The sequence below is a fragment of the Cupriavidus sp. 8B genome, assembly GCF_054589115.1.
Window position 1 is genome coordinate 1 of record NZ_BAAILO010000560.1, and the last position, 16,054, is coordinate 16,054.

Annotated in this window: 15 protein-coding genes and 1 pseudogene; 6 read left to right on the forward strand and 10 right to left on the reverse strand. The window is 64.9% G+C overall.

The features are described 5' to 3' along the window. Both ACYP5B_RS48765 and ACYP5B_RS48770 read right to left on the reverse strand, forming a co-directional pair. Positions 1-108: pseudogene (locus ACYP5B_RS48765) on the reverse strand (IS110 family transposase); the annotation flags it as partial. 360 nt (positions 109-468) lie between these two features. Then, complete coding sequence (locus tag ACYP5B_RS48770) at positions 469-1,035, reverse strand: acyloxyacyl hydrolase (protein WP_318237927.1); 567 nt, start codon at positions 1,033-1,035, stop codon at positions 469-471. Positions 1,036-1,437: 402 nt separating this feature from the next. Between ACYP5B_RS48770 and ACYP5B_RS48775 the strand changes: the two genes are divergently transcribed. From ACYP5B_RS48775 to ACYP5B_RS48785, 3 genes are all read left to right on the forward strand, one after another. Then, a complete protein-coding gene (locus tag ACYP5B_RS48775; RefSeq protein WP_318237926.1) occupies positions 1,438-1,773 on the forward strand; it encodes an ElaB/YgaM/YqjD family protein in 336 nt (111 codons plus the stop codon). A 383-nt stretch (positions 1,774-2,156) separates the two neighbouring features. Further along, entirely contained in the window at positions 2,157-2,645 is a 489-nt protein-coding gene (locus ACYP5B_RS48780; protein ID WP_400102438.1) for a phasin family protein, read from the forward strand. Between the two features lie 92 nt (positions 2,646-2,737). Further along, positions 2,738-3,943 carry an AraC family transcriptional regulator gene (locus ACYP5B_RS48785; RefSeq protein ID WP_400102439.1) on the forward strand — a complete coding sequence of 402 codons (1,206 nt, stop codon included), beginning with the start codon at positions 2,738-2,740 and terminating at the stop codon, positions 3,941-3,943. Positions 3,944-4,202: 259 nt separating this feature from the next. On the opposite strand, the gene ACYP5B_RS48790 is transcribed toward ACYP5B_RS48785, so the two are convergent. Continuing rightward, on the reverse strand, positions 4,203-4,667 hold the full coding sequence (locus ACYP5B_RS48790) for a serine hydrolase (protein WP_400102440.1): 465 nt from the start codon (positions 4,665-4,667) through the stop codon (positions 4,203-4,205). A 488-nt stretch (positions 4,668-5,155) separates the two neighbouring features. Between ACYP5B_RS48790 and ACYP5B_RS48795 the strand changes: the two genes are divergently transcribed. Both ACYP5B_RS48795 and ACYP5B_RS48800 read left to right on the forward strand, forming a co-directional pair. Further along, positions 5,156-6,664, forward strand: coding sequence for an AMP-binding protein (locus ACYP5B_RS48795; protein WP_459574658.1), 1,509 nt, complete (start codon positions 5,156-5,158; stop codon positions 6,662-6,664). An 83-nt stretch (positions 6,665-6,747) separates the two neighbouring features. Next, positions 6,748-8,169, forward strand: coding sequence for a carotenoid oxygenase family protein (locus ACYP5B_RS48800; RefSeq protein ID WP_459574660.1), 1,422 nt, complete (start codon positions 6,748-6,750; stop codon positions 8,167-8,169). Positions 8,170-8,213: 44 nt separating this feature from the next. On the opposite strand, the gene ACYP5B_RS48805 is transcribed toward ACYP5B_RS48800, so the two are convergent. The 7 genes from ACYP5B_RS48805 to ACYP5B_RS48835 form a co-directional block, all read right to left on the reverse strand. Further along, on the reverse strand, positions 8,214-9,575 hold the full coding sequence (locus ACYP5B_RS48805; RefSeq protein ID WP_459574662.1) for an aminotransferase class V-fold PLP-dependent enzyme: 1,362 nt from the start codon (positions 9,573-9,575) through the stop codon (positions 8,214-8,216). A 27-nt stretch (positions 9,576-9,602) separates the two neighbouring features. Then, positions 9,603-10,331: an amino acid ABC transporter ATP-binding protein gene (locus tag ACYP5B_RS48810; protein ID WP_459574668.1), complete on the reverse strand. Its 729-nt coding sequence runs from the start codon at positions 10,329-10,331 to the stop codon at positions 9,603-9,605. A gap of 54 nt (positions 10,332-10,385) precedes the next feature. Next, a complete protein-coding gene (locus ACYP5B_RS48815; protein ID WP_400102444.1) occupies positions 10,386-11,138 on the reverse strand; it encodes an amino acid ABC transporter permease in 753 nt (250 codons plus the stop codon). Between the two features lie 3 nt (positions 11,139-11,141). Then, on the reverse strand, positions 11,142-11,840 hold the full coding sequence (locus tag ACYP5B_RS48820; RefSeq protein ID WP_459574664.1) for an amino acid ABC transporter permease: 699 nt from the start codon (positions 11,838-11,840) through the stop codon (positions 11,142-11,144). A 60-nt stretch (positions 11,841-11,900) separates the two neighbouring features. Beyond that, entirely contained in the window at positions 11,901-12,719 is an 819-nt protein-coding gene (locus ACYP5B_RS48825; protein ID WP_459574666.1) for an ABC transporter substrate-binding protein, read from the reverse strand. Beyond that, positions 12,712-13,902, reverse strand: a complete 1,191-nt coding sequence (locus ACYP5B_RS48830; RefSeq protein ID WP_459574670.1) for an aminotransferase class I/II-fold pyridoxal phosphate-dependent enzyme — start codon at positions 13,900-13,902, stop codon at positions 12,712-12,714. Before ACYP5B_RS48830 ends, ACYP5B_RS48825 begins: the two co-directional genes overlap by 8 nt. 105 nt (positions 13,903-14,007) lie before the next feature. Next, positions 14,008-14,673, reverse strand: coding sequence for an RraA family protein (locus ACYP5B_RS48835; RefSeq protein ID WP_400102447.1), 666 nt, complete (start codon positions 14,671-14,673; stop codon positions 14,008-14,010). Positions 14,674-14,822: 149 nt separating this feature from the next. Here ACYP5B_RS48835 and ACYP5B_RS48840 point away from each other — a divergent pair, with 149 nt between their 5' ends. Beyond that, the gene (locus tag ACYP5B_RS48840; RefSeq protein WP_459574672.1) at positions 14,823-15,728 is read left to right on the forward strand and encodes a LysR family transcriptional regulator; all 906 of its coding nucleotides are present in this window, start codon (positions 14,823-14,825) and stop codon (positions 15,726-15,728) included. Positions 15,729-16,054 lie beyond the last annotated feature (326 nt).

The window sequence follows — 16,054 nt, forward strand, 5'->3', positions numbered from 1 at the left end:
GGTTCGCACGAATGGACGGACGTATTTCGCGTGCAGCAGCTTCACCTCATAGCCCATCTCGAGGAGCTTGCGAGCCCACCAGTGCCCGCTGCCGCAGCGTTGGACCGCGGGCATCCGCAACTGGGAACTCCCAGATGCGGTGTACCTGAACCCGGAGCGAGCGCAGCAAAACGCAGAGAATTACAAGCAAGCAGCGTAACGGCTGAGGCGACAACTACCTTGACACACGCCGCGAGTAAAGAAAAGTGACATCTCACACGTTCTAAAACGGCAACACCGTACAGCCGCGCCAGCAGCTAGAAGCGCTAAAACACCGCCCACTCACGCCATTCTGCATCAGCAGCTAGAAGCGCTAAAACACCGCCCACTCACGCCACTCTGCATCAGCAGCTAGAAGCATCAAAACCCCGCTGCGCATTGGCTGCCGGTACGGCATCGCTCCCGCCTGAGCCCGGGCCCCGATACCGCTTAGAAGCGTGCCGAGTACTGAAGCATGTAGAAGTTGATACCGGGGTTCGGTTCCTTGATGCCGGCATTGGAGTAATGCTGGAAACGCACCGCCAGCTCCGAGTCGATCGCGTCGCCAAACCGGTAGCCTGCCGCAATGCGATCGCCAAACTGGAACGCCGTCGAGAAGACCTTGGCGTCCGAGATGCGCGTGCGGGACAGCAGGTGCACGCCGGCGCCAATCTCGGCGAAGGGCCCCGAGCGGCCCGCCCCCTGGACCCGGAAGATGGGCGTAAAGCCCACATCGCCCATGAGGTTGCTATTGCTGCCATGCGGATTCCAGCCACCCACGGAAGCTTCGAGACCCAGGCGAACGCGGATTGACTGCGAACTCGTCGCCCACAGGTCGTTCTTCAGGTTCCATCGCGCCTCCAGGCGTGCGATCGAAGCCTCGCCGCCCGCACCCAGCGCGGCCCCGAGACGAACCGGCTCGAACCACGAGGCATCCTCGCCGGCGGGTGCGGCAAGCGCCGCGGCGCTGGCAAACGCGCTGGAAATCAGGACGAAGGAGAAGACAGATCGAAGCATGAGGAAAGCCTTGTGAAGGGTAATTCTTGCTCTGGTGACACGTTGCATCGCACTGGTCCCGGGCTGCCCGCCGCTTCGGGTTGGGCTTCGCGCGAAAAAAGGGGAAGTATGCTTTCTGCACAAGCGGCCGAATAGGTGCCGCCAGCGCATATCAGTGTCCCAGATTTGGAACGATGCGCACGGATCACGCGTGGCGCCCTGTCACCAGGCGGCGCACGCGAAGCCCGCCGGCGCGGCGCGCGCCAGAGCGCTTGTGTCCGTGCGCCCGGCGTTGCGCGTTTCGTTTCAATGTTGTGCGGCTTGATGCCGGTCAACCGGTGGGGCTGCGCCGTATCTATAGTTGTATGTGGCTTAGCTTCATCCCTCCGTACCTTCATCGTTTCAACCAGCCAGGAGTGCGCAATGAACGACGTCAGATCCGCATTTTCCGTACACCGCGCCACGCTACAGCGCGATGTCAACGTCCTGCTATCCGATGTGCAGGCATTGCTGCGTGACGCCGCCGCCTTGACCGGCGAGCAAGCCGGCCAAGCCCGTGAACAGTTCAAGGTGCGGCTGGAGGCGCTGCAGCTGCGCCTGCGGGAGCTGCAAGCGCAAGGCCGCGATCAGGTCCGCGATTGGGCCGATGCGGGAGAGGAGTATGTGCAAGCGCACCCATGGCGCACGCTTGGCGCGGCCGCAGCGGTTGGCGCCCTATGCGGGGTGCTGGTTGCCATGTCGATCTTGCGCCGCGATTGATGGCCGATTGATGGCCGATTGATGGCGGATCGATCGCGAAATGGCGCCTGCGCAGCCTCGCCTGCCATCGCTGGCTCAACCTCGGGCTTCTGGCGATCTGCGCGCTCACGCTGAGCGCGCAGATCGCTGCATCCAGTCTGGACCAAGCATGCGCAACATGCTTGATGCGCCGCAAGCTTGAGGCTCGCCGCCAGCACGCCCTTGCCGCGCGATGGAACGCACAAGCTTGACGCGGATCAACAAGCGCCGGCGGCACGCTTCTAGAATCATCTGACGGGCGACATCGTGATTTGCAGTCGTCGCGCGATCCGCATGAGACGTGCCCGCCCTCTTTAACCGTGGCCAATCGACGCTCGTTATCGCGCGCATCTTGGAGATACACCATGACAGACCAGACCGACGTCCCACTCGCATTGTTCACCGCCAATTGCGAGGCGGGCCTGCGCGTGCTGACCCTGATGCAGGAGAGCCGGCAGCGCTTTCTCGAACTCCAGCTCGATGCGGTACGCAAGGACATCGAGATCTTGCACGAGGCGGGCGCGCAACTGGCCAATGCCGGCGACTTCTCCACGCTCTCCACCCTGCCGGCCACCTTCCTGCGCAGCCAGGCCGAGCATTACGCGCAGCGGATGCAAGCCTGGATGAGTCTCACCATCCACAACCAGACCGCCATGGTGGAACAACTGCGGGAAGCTGGCGAGACCTGGCAGCGCTGCCAGGCCGCGACGCTGCAGCAGGCCGGGAGCACCGCTTCGCTGCCTGCGCCAGTGCGGGATATGTTCGAAAAGCTCAGCCAGGGGGCGGCCACGCTGAACGCGTCAGCCAGCGGCACTGGCGCCGCTACGCAGAAGAGGACCATCCATACCGGCTGAGAACACGGCGGGAACGCCCGGATCTGGCCAAGCCCGAGTCTCCGAGTTTGGCCGCCCGAAGCCGCCCCTAGCCTCGGCAGCCCGGACAGGATATGCTTTGGTCCGCACAATGGCGCGCACCAGGCAAGCTAGCGCTCAATATTGAAATCCCCTTGCACCGGGCGGGCCTCATCTGGACGGAAATCATCGATGTGCATCCACTCTCGAACGACCTGCTGCCCGCGCCTATGCCGCTAAGCCAATTGTGGTTGCCGCCAGAGCCGCCGATGCTTGCGCCGGGCATCGTGCACAGCCATTTCAGCGTGCAAGGCGACGCCCGCCAGAGCTTGCTGGCCTGGCAGGAGCGGATGAGTCCGGTCTACGACATCCGGCCTGCCCCGACGCATGGCGAAGAGACATTCGATGCCTCGCTGTCGCGCTATTCCATCGACGACCTGAGCTTCTTCGACATCCGCACCAGCCCCAATGTGGCTGAGCGCTCGTTGGGGCGCGTGTCGACAGAGAGCATTCGCGACATTACCTTCAGCGTGTTCCTGGAAGGCGCCCCCGCGCACTTCCAGGGCGGCAAGCAAGGGCTCGACGCGCCGCAGCGGCCGTCCGTGCCAAGCATCCTCGCGCTGGACATGGACCAGCCGTGCACCATCCGTAGCTTTCATAGCCGCATGCTGCTGTTCTTTGTGCCGCGCGCCTTGGTGGAAATGGCCTTCCCCGATGCCGCCTCGCTGCATGGCCGCCTGGTTGAGGCCACCACGCCCCTGATGCGCGTGCTGATCTCGCATCTGGTGGCACTGAATCGACAAATCGTCGGCCTGAGCAAAGACGAAGCAGATCGGTCCTTTCGCACCGCGATCGAACTGCTGGCCGCGGTGTTCAGCCGGCAAGCAGGGCTTTCCGGCAGCGCCCGCGCGGCGGTGCGGGCCGCTGTGTACGGACAGGTGCGGCGCCATGTCGAGGCCAATCTGCACGACCCCGACCTGACCCCTGACAGCGTATTGCAATCGCTGCGCCTGTCGCGCGCCAGCGTGTACCGTCTGTTCGCGCATGAAGGTGGCCTGGCCGCGTATATCCGCAGCCGCAGGCTGCGGGCGGCGGCCGATGAACTGGTCCGCTTTCCCCATATCGCGGTGCAGGACATCGCCTCAGGGCTCGGTTTCAACAATGCATCGAGCTTTACACGGGCATTTCGCCGCGCCTACGATATCGCGCCGCAGGAATTGCACGGCTATGCCCCGCTGCTCCGGCACGAACAGGCAAGGCCGGGCCGGCAGGCTTCCTGGCCCGCAGGCAGCTTCAGATAGGGTGCGCGCAAGATACCTCCTCGCACGCTCCCGTCAATCCACCCGCACCGCCGGCATCCACCCGTTTGCCGCATTTGCCGCGTTCGCCGCCACCACCTGCTTCGCGATCGAATCGCCCAGGCGCGTGGCATCCGCGGAGATACTGTACTGTCGTGCTTGACCTCGGACACGCCATGCAAGCCCGCGCCGGCCGCGGCGGACATCGCGAGATGAAAGCTTCCCTCGCGCCGGCGCAAGTGTGACGCGCCTCGGTCTGCGTCTACTCGCTGACCCCGTGCGCCAGCCAGCGAATCGCCGGATGTTCTCCGGGTAGCGTCTCGCGGGTGGCATCCTCCATCAACCGCAGGCCGGTGTTGCTGTTGGTGAGCAGCACGACGCCCGACTGATGCTCGGGGCTGCCCATCACGAATGCCCTCACGCCCTGCATCTTGCCCCACTGGAAGAACGTGCCCCGGCTGGGTTCGACGCCCCACCCCAGCCCCCAGCCTATGTCCGGCTCCGTGGCCGATGGCGTGCCATCCAGGTAGACAATTTCTCCCTTTGGCACCATGACGCTTGCCGTCAGCCATTGCTCCCAGGTCGATGCGCTGAGCCCGTCGCCCCGAAGCACGGCGGCAACAAAAGCACCGTAGTCGCCGGCCGTGGTTTGCAGCGAATAGGAGGCGCTCGCCGCCGGTGGGCGATGCACGTCGAGCCGCTGCGCCGCTTCATGCGGGTTGGCCACATTGCCGACGCAACAGATAACGCGACTCGTTTAACGTCAAGCGTTAAACGAATTCCTCGAACAACCACTGCGCCCGCTCCCCGAGTTAGTCTTCTTTGCCGACGCAAAGAAGAGTGACCGGCAGCCCCCGCAGGGGGATGTCGTACGGCTTTTGGGTCCAAAAGCCAACGCCGCCGACAAAAGCACCACTCCCCTCAAAGCTCTCCTCTAACTCCCCCAAGCCACCTAACGCGGGTGGTTATCCCAATCCCCCCTTCGCAGTACCGTATCACCCATACCAAAACACCCGGCTGACGCGCCAAGAAGCGCATCCAGCTCAGGAGACACTAGCCAACACGGATGGAGGCGCTCCCGCCGCGCCTCCCCTCGCGTAAACCTCCTTGCACCGCCACGATTCGCCTGTTAGAGTCCACAACTAATCACTGCATAGTTAAAGCAAGATCGATCGTGCCGCATGGCAGGCGCGAAGACCAACGACAGGAGACACGATGGTTCCGGCACTATGGTTTGACGGGCGAGCGTATTCGGCCGACTGGATGAAGGGGGAGATCCAGCGCATTCTCGCTGGGCTGCACGATCTGCACTGCAAGGAGGGCGACACCATCGCCGCCATGCTGCGCAACAGCCCGGAGTACGTGGCCCTTGTGCTGGCCTGCCGGCAGGCCGGGATTTACCTGGCATCGATCAACTGGCACTTCAAGGCGCTCGAAGCCAACCATATCCTGACCGACAGCGGCGCCCGCGCGGTGGTTGTCGACGCGGACTTGCTCGACCAGGTGCGCGAGGGCATCCCCGAAGGCGTCGGCGTCATCCTGGTCTCGCGCGCCTGCGCGCCGGCATCCAGCCCGCAGGCGCACCATTGGGCGGATTTCGGGGCGGGCCTGCCGGCCATGCCGCCGCGCACCGGCAGCTCGCATGGCGCGATTGCCTATACCTCCGGCACCACCGGCAAGCCCAAGGGCGTGCGCCGCATTCCCGGCGCGCCCGAAGAGCGCGCTGCCATGGAGCGGCGGCTGCAGCGGGTCACCGACATCGTCTACGGCACCGGCACGGACGTCACCGCCTACCTGTCCGCGCCGATCTACCACAGCGCGGCCATGGCCTACCTCTCGCACTTCTGCAACCTGGGCGCAACGCTGGTGCTGGAGCCGCGCTTCGACGCGCAGCGCACGCTGGAACTGCTCGCGCGCCACAAGGTCACGCACGCCTACCTGGTGCCGACCATGTACCAGCGCCTGCTGGCATTGCCGCCCGAAGCGCGCGCAGGGCATGACCTGTCCGCGCTGCGCCAGGTTGCGTCGACCGGCTCGCCCTGCTCCGTTCCCCTCAAGCAGGCCATGATCGACTGGTTCGGGCCCATCATCACCGAGGCCTATGGCTCGAGCGAAGCGGGCTACACCACCTTCGCCGATGCCGCGAGCTGGCTGCGCCATCCAGGCTCGGCGGGCAGCCCGCTGCCCGATGCGCAGGTCCGCATCCTGGACGAGGACGGCAATGCGTTGCCGGCGCGGGAGATCGGCCTGATCTATGTGCGCCAGCGCGCCCTGCCCGACTTCACCTACATCAACCGGCCCGACGCCCGCGCGGCCGTGGAGCGCGACGGGCTGATCACGCTGGGCGACATGGGCTACCTGGATGAAGACGGGTTCCTGCACATCTGCGACCGCAAGGCCGATATGGTCATCTCGGGCGGGGTGAACATTTATCCGGCGGAGATCGAGTCGGTCCTGCAGACCATGCCGGGCATCGCGGACTGCGCGGTCTTCGGCATTCCCGATGCCGAGTTCGGCGAAGGCCTGGCCGCCGCGGTCCAGCTCAGTCCGGGCCACAGCATCGAGGGCGCGCAGGTGCAAGCGTTCCTGCGCGAGCGGATCGCCAACTACAAGGTGCCGCGCATCGTCGAGATCCACGCGTTGCTGCCGCGTGAAGACACCGGCAAGATCTTCAAACGCAGGCTGCGCGAGCCGCACTGGCAGAACCAGGCGCGCGCCATCTGACATCTGCCATCTGACTTAAGCCGTTCCCACCCGCATCATGACCATAACAAGCAGGTAAGACCAACAGATCGGAGACAGCATCCATGGCCATCGCCTTCCCCACCAACGAGCCCTATTTGTCCGGCTACTTCGCGCCGCTGCACGCCGAGTGCGACGCGCCCAACCTGCCCGTGACGGGTGAAGTGCCGGCTGGGTTGCGCGGCACGTATTACCGCAACGGCCCGAATCCACAGTTCGCGCCGCGCGGCAAATACCATTGGTTCTCGGGCGATGGCATGTTGCACGCATTTCATTTCGACGGCGGCCGCGTGTCCTACCGCAACCGCTGGATCCGCACGCCGAAATGGGTCATGGAGAACGAGAACGGGGAAGGCATGTCGGGCTCGCTGGCAAGCCGGCACCTGACGGACCCGAAGCTGCTTGAGCTGAACTCCACCGTGGCCAACACCAATGTGGTCTGGCATGGCGGGCGCCTGTTGGCGCTGGAAGAGGTGCATGCGCCGTTTGAGGTGGATCCGGTGTCGCTGGCGCCGCGCGGCTACCAGACCTTCGACGAGAAGCTGTCCGGGCCCATGACCGCGCATCCCAAGATCGATCCGGTCAATGGCGAGATGGTGTTCTTCGGCTATGCGGCCCGCGGCCCGTTCACGCCGGACCTGATGCTGCACGTGGCCGACAGCGCGGGCAAGCTGCAGCGCTCCGTGCATATTGTCGCGCCCTTCCCGAGCATGGTTCATGACTTCGTGGTGACGCGCACCCACATCTTGTTTCCAATCTTCCCGCTGACCGGGTCGATGGAGCGCGCCACCAGCGGCCGGCCGCCTTATGCGTGGGAGCCGGACAAGGGCACGCACATCGGCATCCTGCCGCGCGACGGCACGGCGGCGGATGTGCGCTGGTTCACAGGCGATCCGTGCTACGTCTTCCATCCGATGAACGCCTTCGACGCGCCGGACGGCAGCATCGTCTGCGACATGATGAAATACGATGTGCCACCGCTCTTCCCCGGGCCGGACGGACGCCAGCTCTCCAACGGCGCGCCCGTGGCCAGCCTGGTCCGCTGGACCTTCGACCTGGCCGGAAAATCCGGCTCATATCGCGAGCAGCCGCTGTGCGATGCGCCGGGCGAGTTTCCCCGGCTGGACGAGCGCTTTGCCATGCTGCCCTACCGGCACGGCTATTACTGCAGCGGGGACATCTCCGCCTCCACCAAGGGCGACAGCCTGCGCAGCGGCCTGGCGCATATCGACCTGGCCACCGGGCAGGTCGCGCAATACCAGCCGCCGGCCGGCGACAAGTGCGGCGAGCCCGTGTTTGTCCCGCGCCGGGCCGATGCCGACGAGGGCGATGGCTGGCTGCTGTCCGTGATCTGGCGCGCCGCGGAGAACCGCAGCGATATGGCGATCTTCAACGCGCAGGCGCTGGCGGCAGGGCCGGTGGCGCTGGTGCACCTGTCGCATCGCGTGCCCGCCGGCTTTCATGGCAACTGGCGCCCCGCCGGCTGAGGCATGATGCCATGCCGCCGGCGCGGATGATGTCCTGGCTGCGATCACGCAGAAGGCTGCGGGCCATCACATTGGGAACGGAAGTCATCCTCATCGGCTTGCGCGGCGCGCCTGTTCCAGGTTTCTGCCAGTTCCTGCGTGACTCGCAGGAACTGGTCGATGTCTCCCGCCGAATTGCAGTGCAGCGGCGACACCCGCACCGCGCCGTCCAGGCCGAATGAATCCAGCATCCGCTTCGAGTAGAGGCTGGACGCCACCCGCTCGTACACGATCACCCCGCGCTTCTCGTATTCCCGCACGGCTTGCGTGTGGCCCAGGTGATCGAAGCCGATGGCCAGGATCAGGTCACGGCTGGCCAGGCCCCCGGCATCGAGGAATACCTTGACGTGGGGCATGTTGCGCAGGCCCGGCACGGATGCGCTCCCACCCAGCAAGCGCGACAGCAAGGCGCGTTCATGCAGGGCGATCGCCTCCATGCCGCGTTCGAACAGTGCCCTGCGGGCAGCGCCCTGGCCATCCGCAGCCGGGCCCGACAGGCCGCCGAGCCAGCAGACGTAATCGACAATTTCAGAGACCACGGCGAATTGCCAGGGCGCGGAACTGCCCAGGTCCCAGAACTCGGGCGTCTTGCCGTTCAGCTTGTGGTGCGGCAGCAGCGAGGCGCGATCCGATAGCCAGGCAATGCCGGAGCCCCGGCAGCCAAAGAACTTGTACGGCGCGATATTGATCCCGTCGACCGGCGTCTTCTGCAGGTCGATCAGGCCGTGCGGCGCGTGCTGTACCGCGTCCACGATGATGTAGAGGTCGGGCTTGACCAGCCGTGCCTGCCGCACGATCTCGTCCACGTCCAGCTTGGCGCCGGAGATGTTCGAGGCGTAGATCACGTTCAGCAGCACGGTGTCCTGGTCGACCAGGCGCACGATTTCGTCGACATCCACCCCGCCTGTGGCCGGGTTGCTCCTGGCAACCCGCAGCTCCCTGCCGAGCCGCTGCGCATACAGCGCAGTGGCATCGAAGGACGAAGGATGCTCGAGTGCCGTCGTCACCATATTGGAACCCGGCACGTTTTCCGCCACCGCCCGCACCATGTCGAACATGGCGCCCGAGGCGGTCAGCGCGGCGTAGACGCTGCCGCCCTGCGCGTTGAGGATGGTGCGAACATCCGCCGTGCCGGCGGCCTGCACCTGCTTCAGGTACGCCGCCACCTCGTGAATGCGCTCGGCGTTGTCGGGTATCGCGTCGATCCTGGCGAGCCGCTCCACCGCCGCCTTCAGGCGGTACGAGCCGCCCGCGTTGTCGAAATACAGCCGCTCGCGGCCGTTGAAATCGTGGTTGACGCCGTGGAACCGGTGCTTGACCTCGGCCATCAGGCTGTCCGGGAAAAGCACGCCTTGATCGTGATGCATCGAAAGAGTCATGGTTGGGCGCGCGGCTCAGTGCGCTCTCAGGTCGGACAGGAACTTGCGGGCGCGCTCGCTCTGCGGATTCGTGAAAAACGCTTCGGGCGTGCCGGTTTCCACCAGCCGGCCCTGGTCCATGAACCACACCTTGTCCGCCACCTCGCGGGCGAAGTTCATCTCGTGGGTCACGCACATCATGGTCATGCCATCGCGCGCCAGGCTCTTCATCACCTGCAGCACTTCGCCCACCATTTCCGGGTCGAGCGCGCTGGTCGGCTCGTCGAACAGCATGGCGGGCGGATCCATCGCCAGCGCGCGCGCAATCGCCACGCGTTGCTGCTGGCCGCCGGAAAGCTGCCCGGGAAAGGCATCGGCCTTGGCCGCCAGGCCAACCCGTTCCAGCAGCGCCACGGCGTGCGCGCGGGCGTCGGCGCGCCGCTTCTTCAACACGTTGACCGGGGCCAGCATGATGTTCTGCGCCACCGACAGATGCGGGAACAGGTTGAAGCTCTGGAACACGAAGCCCACGTGGCTGCGGAACTTGTTCAAGTCCAGCGCCGGCGAATGCACGTCCTGTGCGTCGAACTCGATCCGGCCCTGCTGGATCTCCTCGAGCCGGTTGACGGTGCGGATCAGGGTCGATTTACCGGAGCCGGAGGGGCCGCAGACCACAAGGACCTCGCCCTTGGCGACTTCGGCCGTGACGTCGTTGAGCGCGTGGTACTCGCCATACCACTTGTTGACCTTCCTGAACGAGATCATCGGGTGATTGCTGGGTGCGGATGTCGTCATGGGTAACTCTCTCGAAGGCTGGAATCAGTCGGCTGCCCGCACCACCGCCGGCGCAGGCGGCTGCCGGGTAGCGGCCGGGCGCGTGCCGGCACGGGTCTGCGCAATGCGCCGCTCCAGGAAGCGCGCCAGTTGCGTCAACGTGAAGCACAGCACGAAGTAGATGGCGGCCAGGATCACGAACACCTGGAAGGGCTTGGTCAGCAGCGTGCTGTTGATCTGGTTGGCTGCGAAGGTCAGTTCGTTGACGCTGATCACATAGCCCAGCGAGGTCTCCTTGATGGTGGAGACGAACTGGCTGATCATCGCCGGCACCATGTTGTAGAGCGCCTGCGGCAGGATCACAAGGCGCATGGTCTGCATATAGCTCAGGCCCACGGCCCGCGCCGCCTCGGACTGGCCCTTGGGCAGGCCCTCGATGCCGGCGCGCACGATTTCCGCCAGATAGGCCGCCTGGTAGATCACCAGGGTGACCAGCATGGTGGTGAAGCCGCTGACCGTATGGCCGATCACGAGCGGCACGAAGAAGTACACCCAGAAGATAAACATGATCAGCGGCACGCCGCGCACCACGTACACCACCACCGTTGCCGGCCAGCGCAGCCACCCGAACGGGCTGATACGCGCCAGCGCAAGGCCCACGCTGAGCGGGAATGCCAGCACGATGCCGAGCACCGACAAGATGAAGGTGATGGCCAGCCCGCCGAGCGGGCCGTTCGGATACTGCCCGATGAGCAACAGCGTCCAGTTGTCGCGGAGAATGGAAATGAGATCTGCCATGGCTTACCTCGCCTTGATGCGGTAGCGGTGTTCGAGCACGCTGCCGCCGCCCATGATCAGCAGCGACACGGCCAGGTACACCAGGGTGGCGAACAGGTAGACCTCGACGGTGCGGAACGACTCGCTCTCGATCTCCCGCGTGACGTAGGTCAGCTCGGCAACGCCAACCGTCATGGCGAGGCTGGAGTTCTTGAACAGCAGCACGGTGTGGCTGATCAGCGTGGGCAGCGCGATGCGTGCGGCCTGCGGCAGCACCACCAGCCGCGACGCCTGCAGGTAGCTCAAGCCCAGCGCGCGCGAGGCTTCCAGCTGTGACTTCGGAATCGACCGGATGCCACCGCGCAGGTCTTCCGACATATAGGCCGCCATGCACAGGCCGACCGCGATGAAGGCGAACAGGAACTCGCTGTTGTGGCCGTTGACCCAGTGCTGCAGGCCGTCGGGCAGCAGCGCCGGAATGCCGAAGTACCAGAGGAAGATCTGCACCAGCATCGGCACGTTCTGGTGGTATTCGACGTACGACGCCACCGCCGCCTGGCCCAGCCGGCTGTTGCTCATCCGGATGACGGCAAGGAGGGTGCCCACCGCCACGGCCAGCAGCCACGCCAAGGCGGTCAACTCGAACATGGTGGCGACGCCATTGAGTATCCAGCGTGGATACTCGCCGTGCAGCAGGACCGACAGATCTAGCTTGATGCTCATGAGTATGGGATCCGGTTGGGCAGGCGGCGCTACAGAGCCCGCCGCGCGAGGGGAATCGGCTCAGCCCTTGATCGGCTCGATCTTGAAGCCACGATGCATGTTGTACTGCGTGCCGGTGCCGAGCCACTTGTCGAAGATCTTCGCCGCCTCGCCGGACTTCTCCATCGACTGCAGGACGCTGTTGACCTGCTTGATCATCGTCGGTTCGTCCTTGCGCATGCCCACGCCCCAGGCTTCGGTCATCAGCGGCGGCTCGAGGATGTCGATCTGCGTGCTCGATTCCACCTGCTGCTTGAACTTCACCAGCATGATCTCGGAGATGGCAAACCCTTCCACCTTGCCCTGCTGCATGGCCAGGAAGGCTGCCGGCGCGTCCTGGAACGTCACCGTGCTGGCGGTTGGCAGCACCTTGCGCAAAGCCATCTCCGAGGTGGAGCCCTTGGGCGCGCTGACGCGCTTGCCGGCCAGGTCCGCCACGGTCTTGAGTCCTTGCGAGCGCTTGGCGCCGACTTTCTGCAGGCTGGCGTAGTAGCTGTCGCTGTAGGCGATCTGGCCGGCGCGCTCGGGCGTCCAGCCCAGGTTGGCCACCAGCACGTCGACCCGCCCTTGCTGCAGTTCGGGAATGCGCGCGGCCACCGAGATCAGCTTGAGCTCCAGCTTCACGCCCAGGCTCTTGGCGATGGCGCTGCAGAAGTCGACGTCATAGCCCTGGATATCGCGCGTTTGCGGATTGGGAAAGCTGAACGGCTCCGCCGTCCCCAGCGTGCCGCACACCAGCACGCCGTTGTGCTTGATATCGGCCAGTTGATCCGCGACTGCGCCGGTCGCCATCAGCGACAGGCAGGCGGCGGCGCTCGCCGTGATGAGAGTCTTACGCATGGGGGTGCTCCTGGTGGTGGGTGGGGGATGGGTTGCAACGTTCGACCGCTGCCGCAAGCGCGGCGCAGCCCGCTTCGATCTGCGCCATCGAGGTGGCAAAGGACAGGCGCAGATAGGGCGAGAAACCGTAGGAAGTGCCGTCGATGGTCGCCACGCCAGCCTGCTCCAGGAAGTACATCATCACATCAACGTCGGAGGCTAGCACGGTGCCGTCCGGGGCGGTCCGCCCGATCAGGCCCGCCACGCTGGGGAACACGTAGAACGCACCGTCGGGCGTGCGGCACTGGATGCCGTCGATGCTGTTGAGCAACGCGACCATGCGGTCTCGCCGGGCCTGGAACAGCGCCGCGGCCTCGCGTACGCATTGCTGCGGCCCATCCAGTGCGATCACGGCGGCAGCCTGGCTGATGGCGCTGGCGCAGGTCGTGCTCTGCGACAGCAACAGGTTGATGGCCTGGATCAGGTGCGACGGCCCGGCGCCGTAGCCAACGCGCCAGCCGGTGAAGGCATAGGCCTTGGACAGGCCGTTGACCACCAGGGTGCGGGGCATCAGGTCGGCGGCCACGTTCAGCGGCGACAGGTGCCTGGCCTCGCCATAGACGAAATGCTCGTAGATCTCGTCCGTCATGATCCACACGTGCGGATGCATCCGCAGCACCGCGCACAGCGCCGCCAGTTCGTCGTGGGAATACACCGCGCCGGTCGGGTTGTTGGGGGTGTTCAGCACCAGCCACCGGGTGCGGGGCGTGATGGCCCCCTCAAGCGCGGCAGCCGTGAGCTTGAAGCCATTGGCCGCATCGCAAGGTGCGATCACCGCCGTGCCGCCGTTGATGGCCACCATGTCCGGATAGGAAACCCAGAACGGCGCGGGCACGATCACCTCGTCGCCCTCGTTGAGGGTGGCGGCGAAGGCGGTAAAGATGATGTGCTTGGCCCCGCCGCCGACGACGATCTCGCCGGGCTGGTAGGCCAGTTGGTTCTCGCGCAGCAGCTTTGCGGCGATGGCCTGGCGCAAGGCCGGCGTGCCGGCGGAACCGGTGTAGCGGGTGTGGCCGCTGGTCAGCGCGTCGATGCCGGCGCGGATGATGTGCGGCGGCGTAGGAAAATCAGGTTCGCCGAGGGTGAAGTCAATGATCTCGCGGCCGGCAGCGCGCAGGGCATCGACGCGCGCCTTGGCGGCCATGCTTGGCGAGGGCTTCACGGAATCTAGACGGCGGGCAAGCAACTTGGTCAACGCAGGCTCCGGGGCTTCAATGCGGGGGATTCACTATTCGTTCAATGAGAGGGCTTACAGGCCAAACGGCGTGAGCACCTTGTCCAGCCACTTCTGTTCCAGCTTGCCGCTGGCGATCTCGGCCTTGATGGCCTCCTCGGCGGCTGCCGTCCTGCCCACGGCGGCGAGCAGGCGCTCGGCATCGGCCACGGGAAACGACACCACGCCGTCTTCATCGCCGACGATCAGGTCGCCCGGCTGGACCACCTGCCCGCCCACGGTGACCGGCACGTTCAGCGCCCCGGGGCCTTGCTTGTAGGGGCCGCGATGCGTGACGGCGCGGGCATAGCACGGAAAATCCGCGGCGCCGAATGCGGCCGTGTCGCGGATCGCGCCATCCAGCACGAAGCCGGCGCAGCCGCGCTGCTCGGCGTACAGCATGATCAGTTCGCCGACCAGCGCGTTGTCGGCGTTGCCGGCGCCGTCCACCACCAGCACGTGGCCCGGCGACATCAGCATCAGCGCCTTGTAGACCAGCAGGTTGTCACCCGGACGGGCCTTGACCGTGAAGGCCGTGCCAACCAGCTTGCGGCTGCGGTGAAAGCGTTGCAGCCCGACGATGCCGGAGAGCCGGTCCAGGTTGTCGCTGATATGCGGCGTCACAACCTGGCGGAACGCGTCCACCGTGGCGGCCGGCGCGAGTGCCGGCGCAGGATTGATCACAAAATTCGATGCGGACATGCCGTTCTCCATCCATGCAGCCCCGGGAGGAGCCGCGCTTGAGGAGAATTATCGAAGCCGGATAGAATAAGAAAAAGCGATATTTTTCTATGGAACAAGATCGCTAAAATCGATATGAATCCCGCTCGCTCCAACCGGAATGCACCATGATGACGTTCAAGCAACTCGAAGCCGTGTACTGGATCGGCCAGCTGGGTGGCTTCTCGCAAGCGGCCCGCAAGCTGCACACCACGCAGTCGGCCGTATCCAAAAGGGTGCAAGAGCTGGAGCAGCTGTTCGACACAGCGCTGTTCGACCGCAGCCAGCGCAGCGCCCGGCTTACCGAGAAGGGCGAGGAGATGTTCGTGCTGGCCAAGAAGCTGCTGGCGCAGCGCGATGCGGCGGCCGAGCAGTTCAGCCGGCCCGAGGTATTCGAGCGGCGCGTACGCATCGGAGTGACGGAGCTGACGGCGATGACGTGGCTGCCCAGGCTCGTAGACCTGATCCAGCGGCACTACCCAAAAGTGATCATCGAGCCGGACGTGGACATGAGCGTCCACCTGCGCGACAAGCTGCTGTCCGATCAGGTCGACCTGATCATCGCGCCCGACGTGTTCGAGGACGCGCGCCTGTCGCGCAAGCAGCTGGGCAAGGTGGAGAACGCGTGGATGTGCAAGCCGGGCACCGTGAGCGCCACCAAGGTCATGCGCATCCATGAACTGGCCAACCACCGGCTGCTGACCCAGGGCGACAAATCAGGAACCGGGCTGGCCTACAACCGCTGGTTCCAGTCGCTGGGCATACAGCCCACCAACACCATCATCAGCAACAGCCTGGTGGCGCTGATCGGGCTCACGGTGTCGGGGCTGGGAGTCAGCTACCTGCCCAGGCAGTGCCTGGAGCCGATGCTGAAATCGGGCATGCTGGAAATCATCCGCTCCACACCCGCCCTGCCCGATGCCACCTATGCGGCGATGTACAAGAGCGATATGCACAGCACGCTGATCTCATCGATCGTCATGCTGGCACAGGAATGCTGCGACTACACAAAGATGTTCCAGACGCAGAACCTGTAACTAGTGGCTAGCGAGCGGGAGTGTATGCATGTGTGCGATGTGTATTGCTTGTAGCCCGCTGACGCGGGGGTGTCTCTTGTGGGTGGGGTTTTGATGCTTCTAGCTGCTGATGCAGAATGGCGTGAGTGGGCGGTGTTTTAGCGTTTCTAGCTGCTGATGCAGAATAGCGTGAGTGGGCGACGGTTTAGCGCTTCTAGCTGCTGATGCAGAATGGCGTGAGTGGGCGACGGTTTAGCGCTTCTAGCTGCTGATGCAGAATGGCGTGAGTGGGCGGTGTTTTAGCGCTTCTAGCTGCTGATGCAGAATGGCGTGAGTGGGCGGTGTTT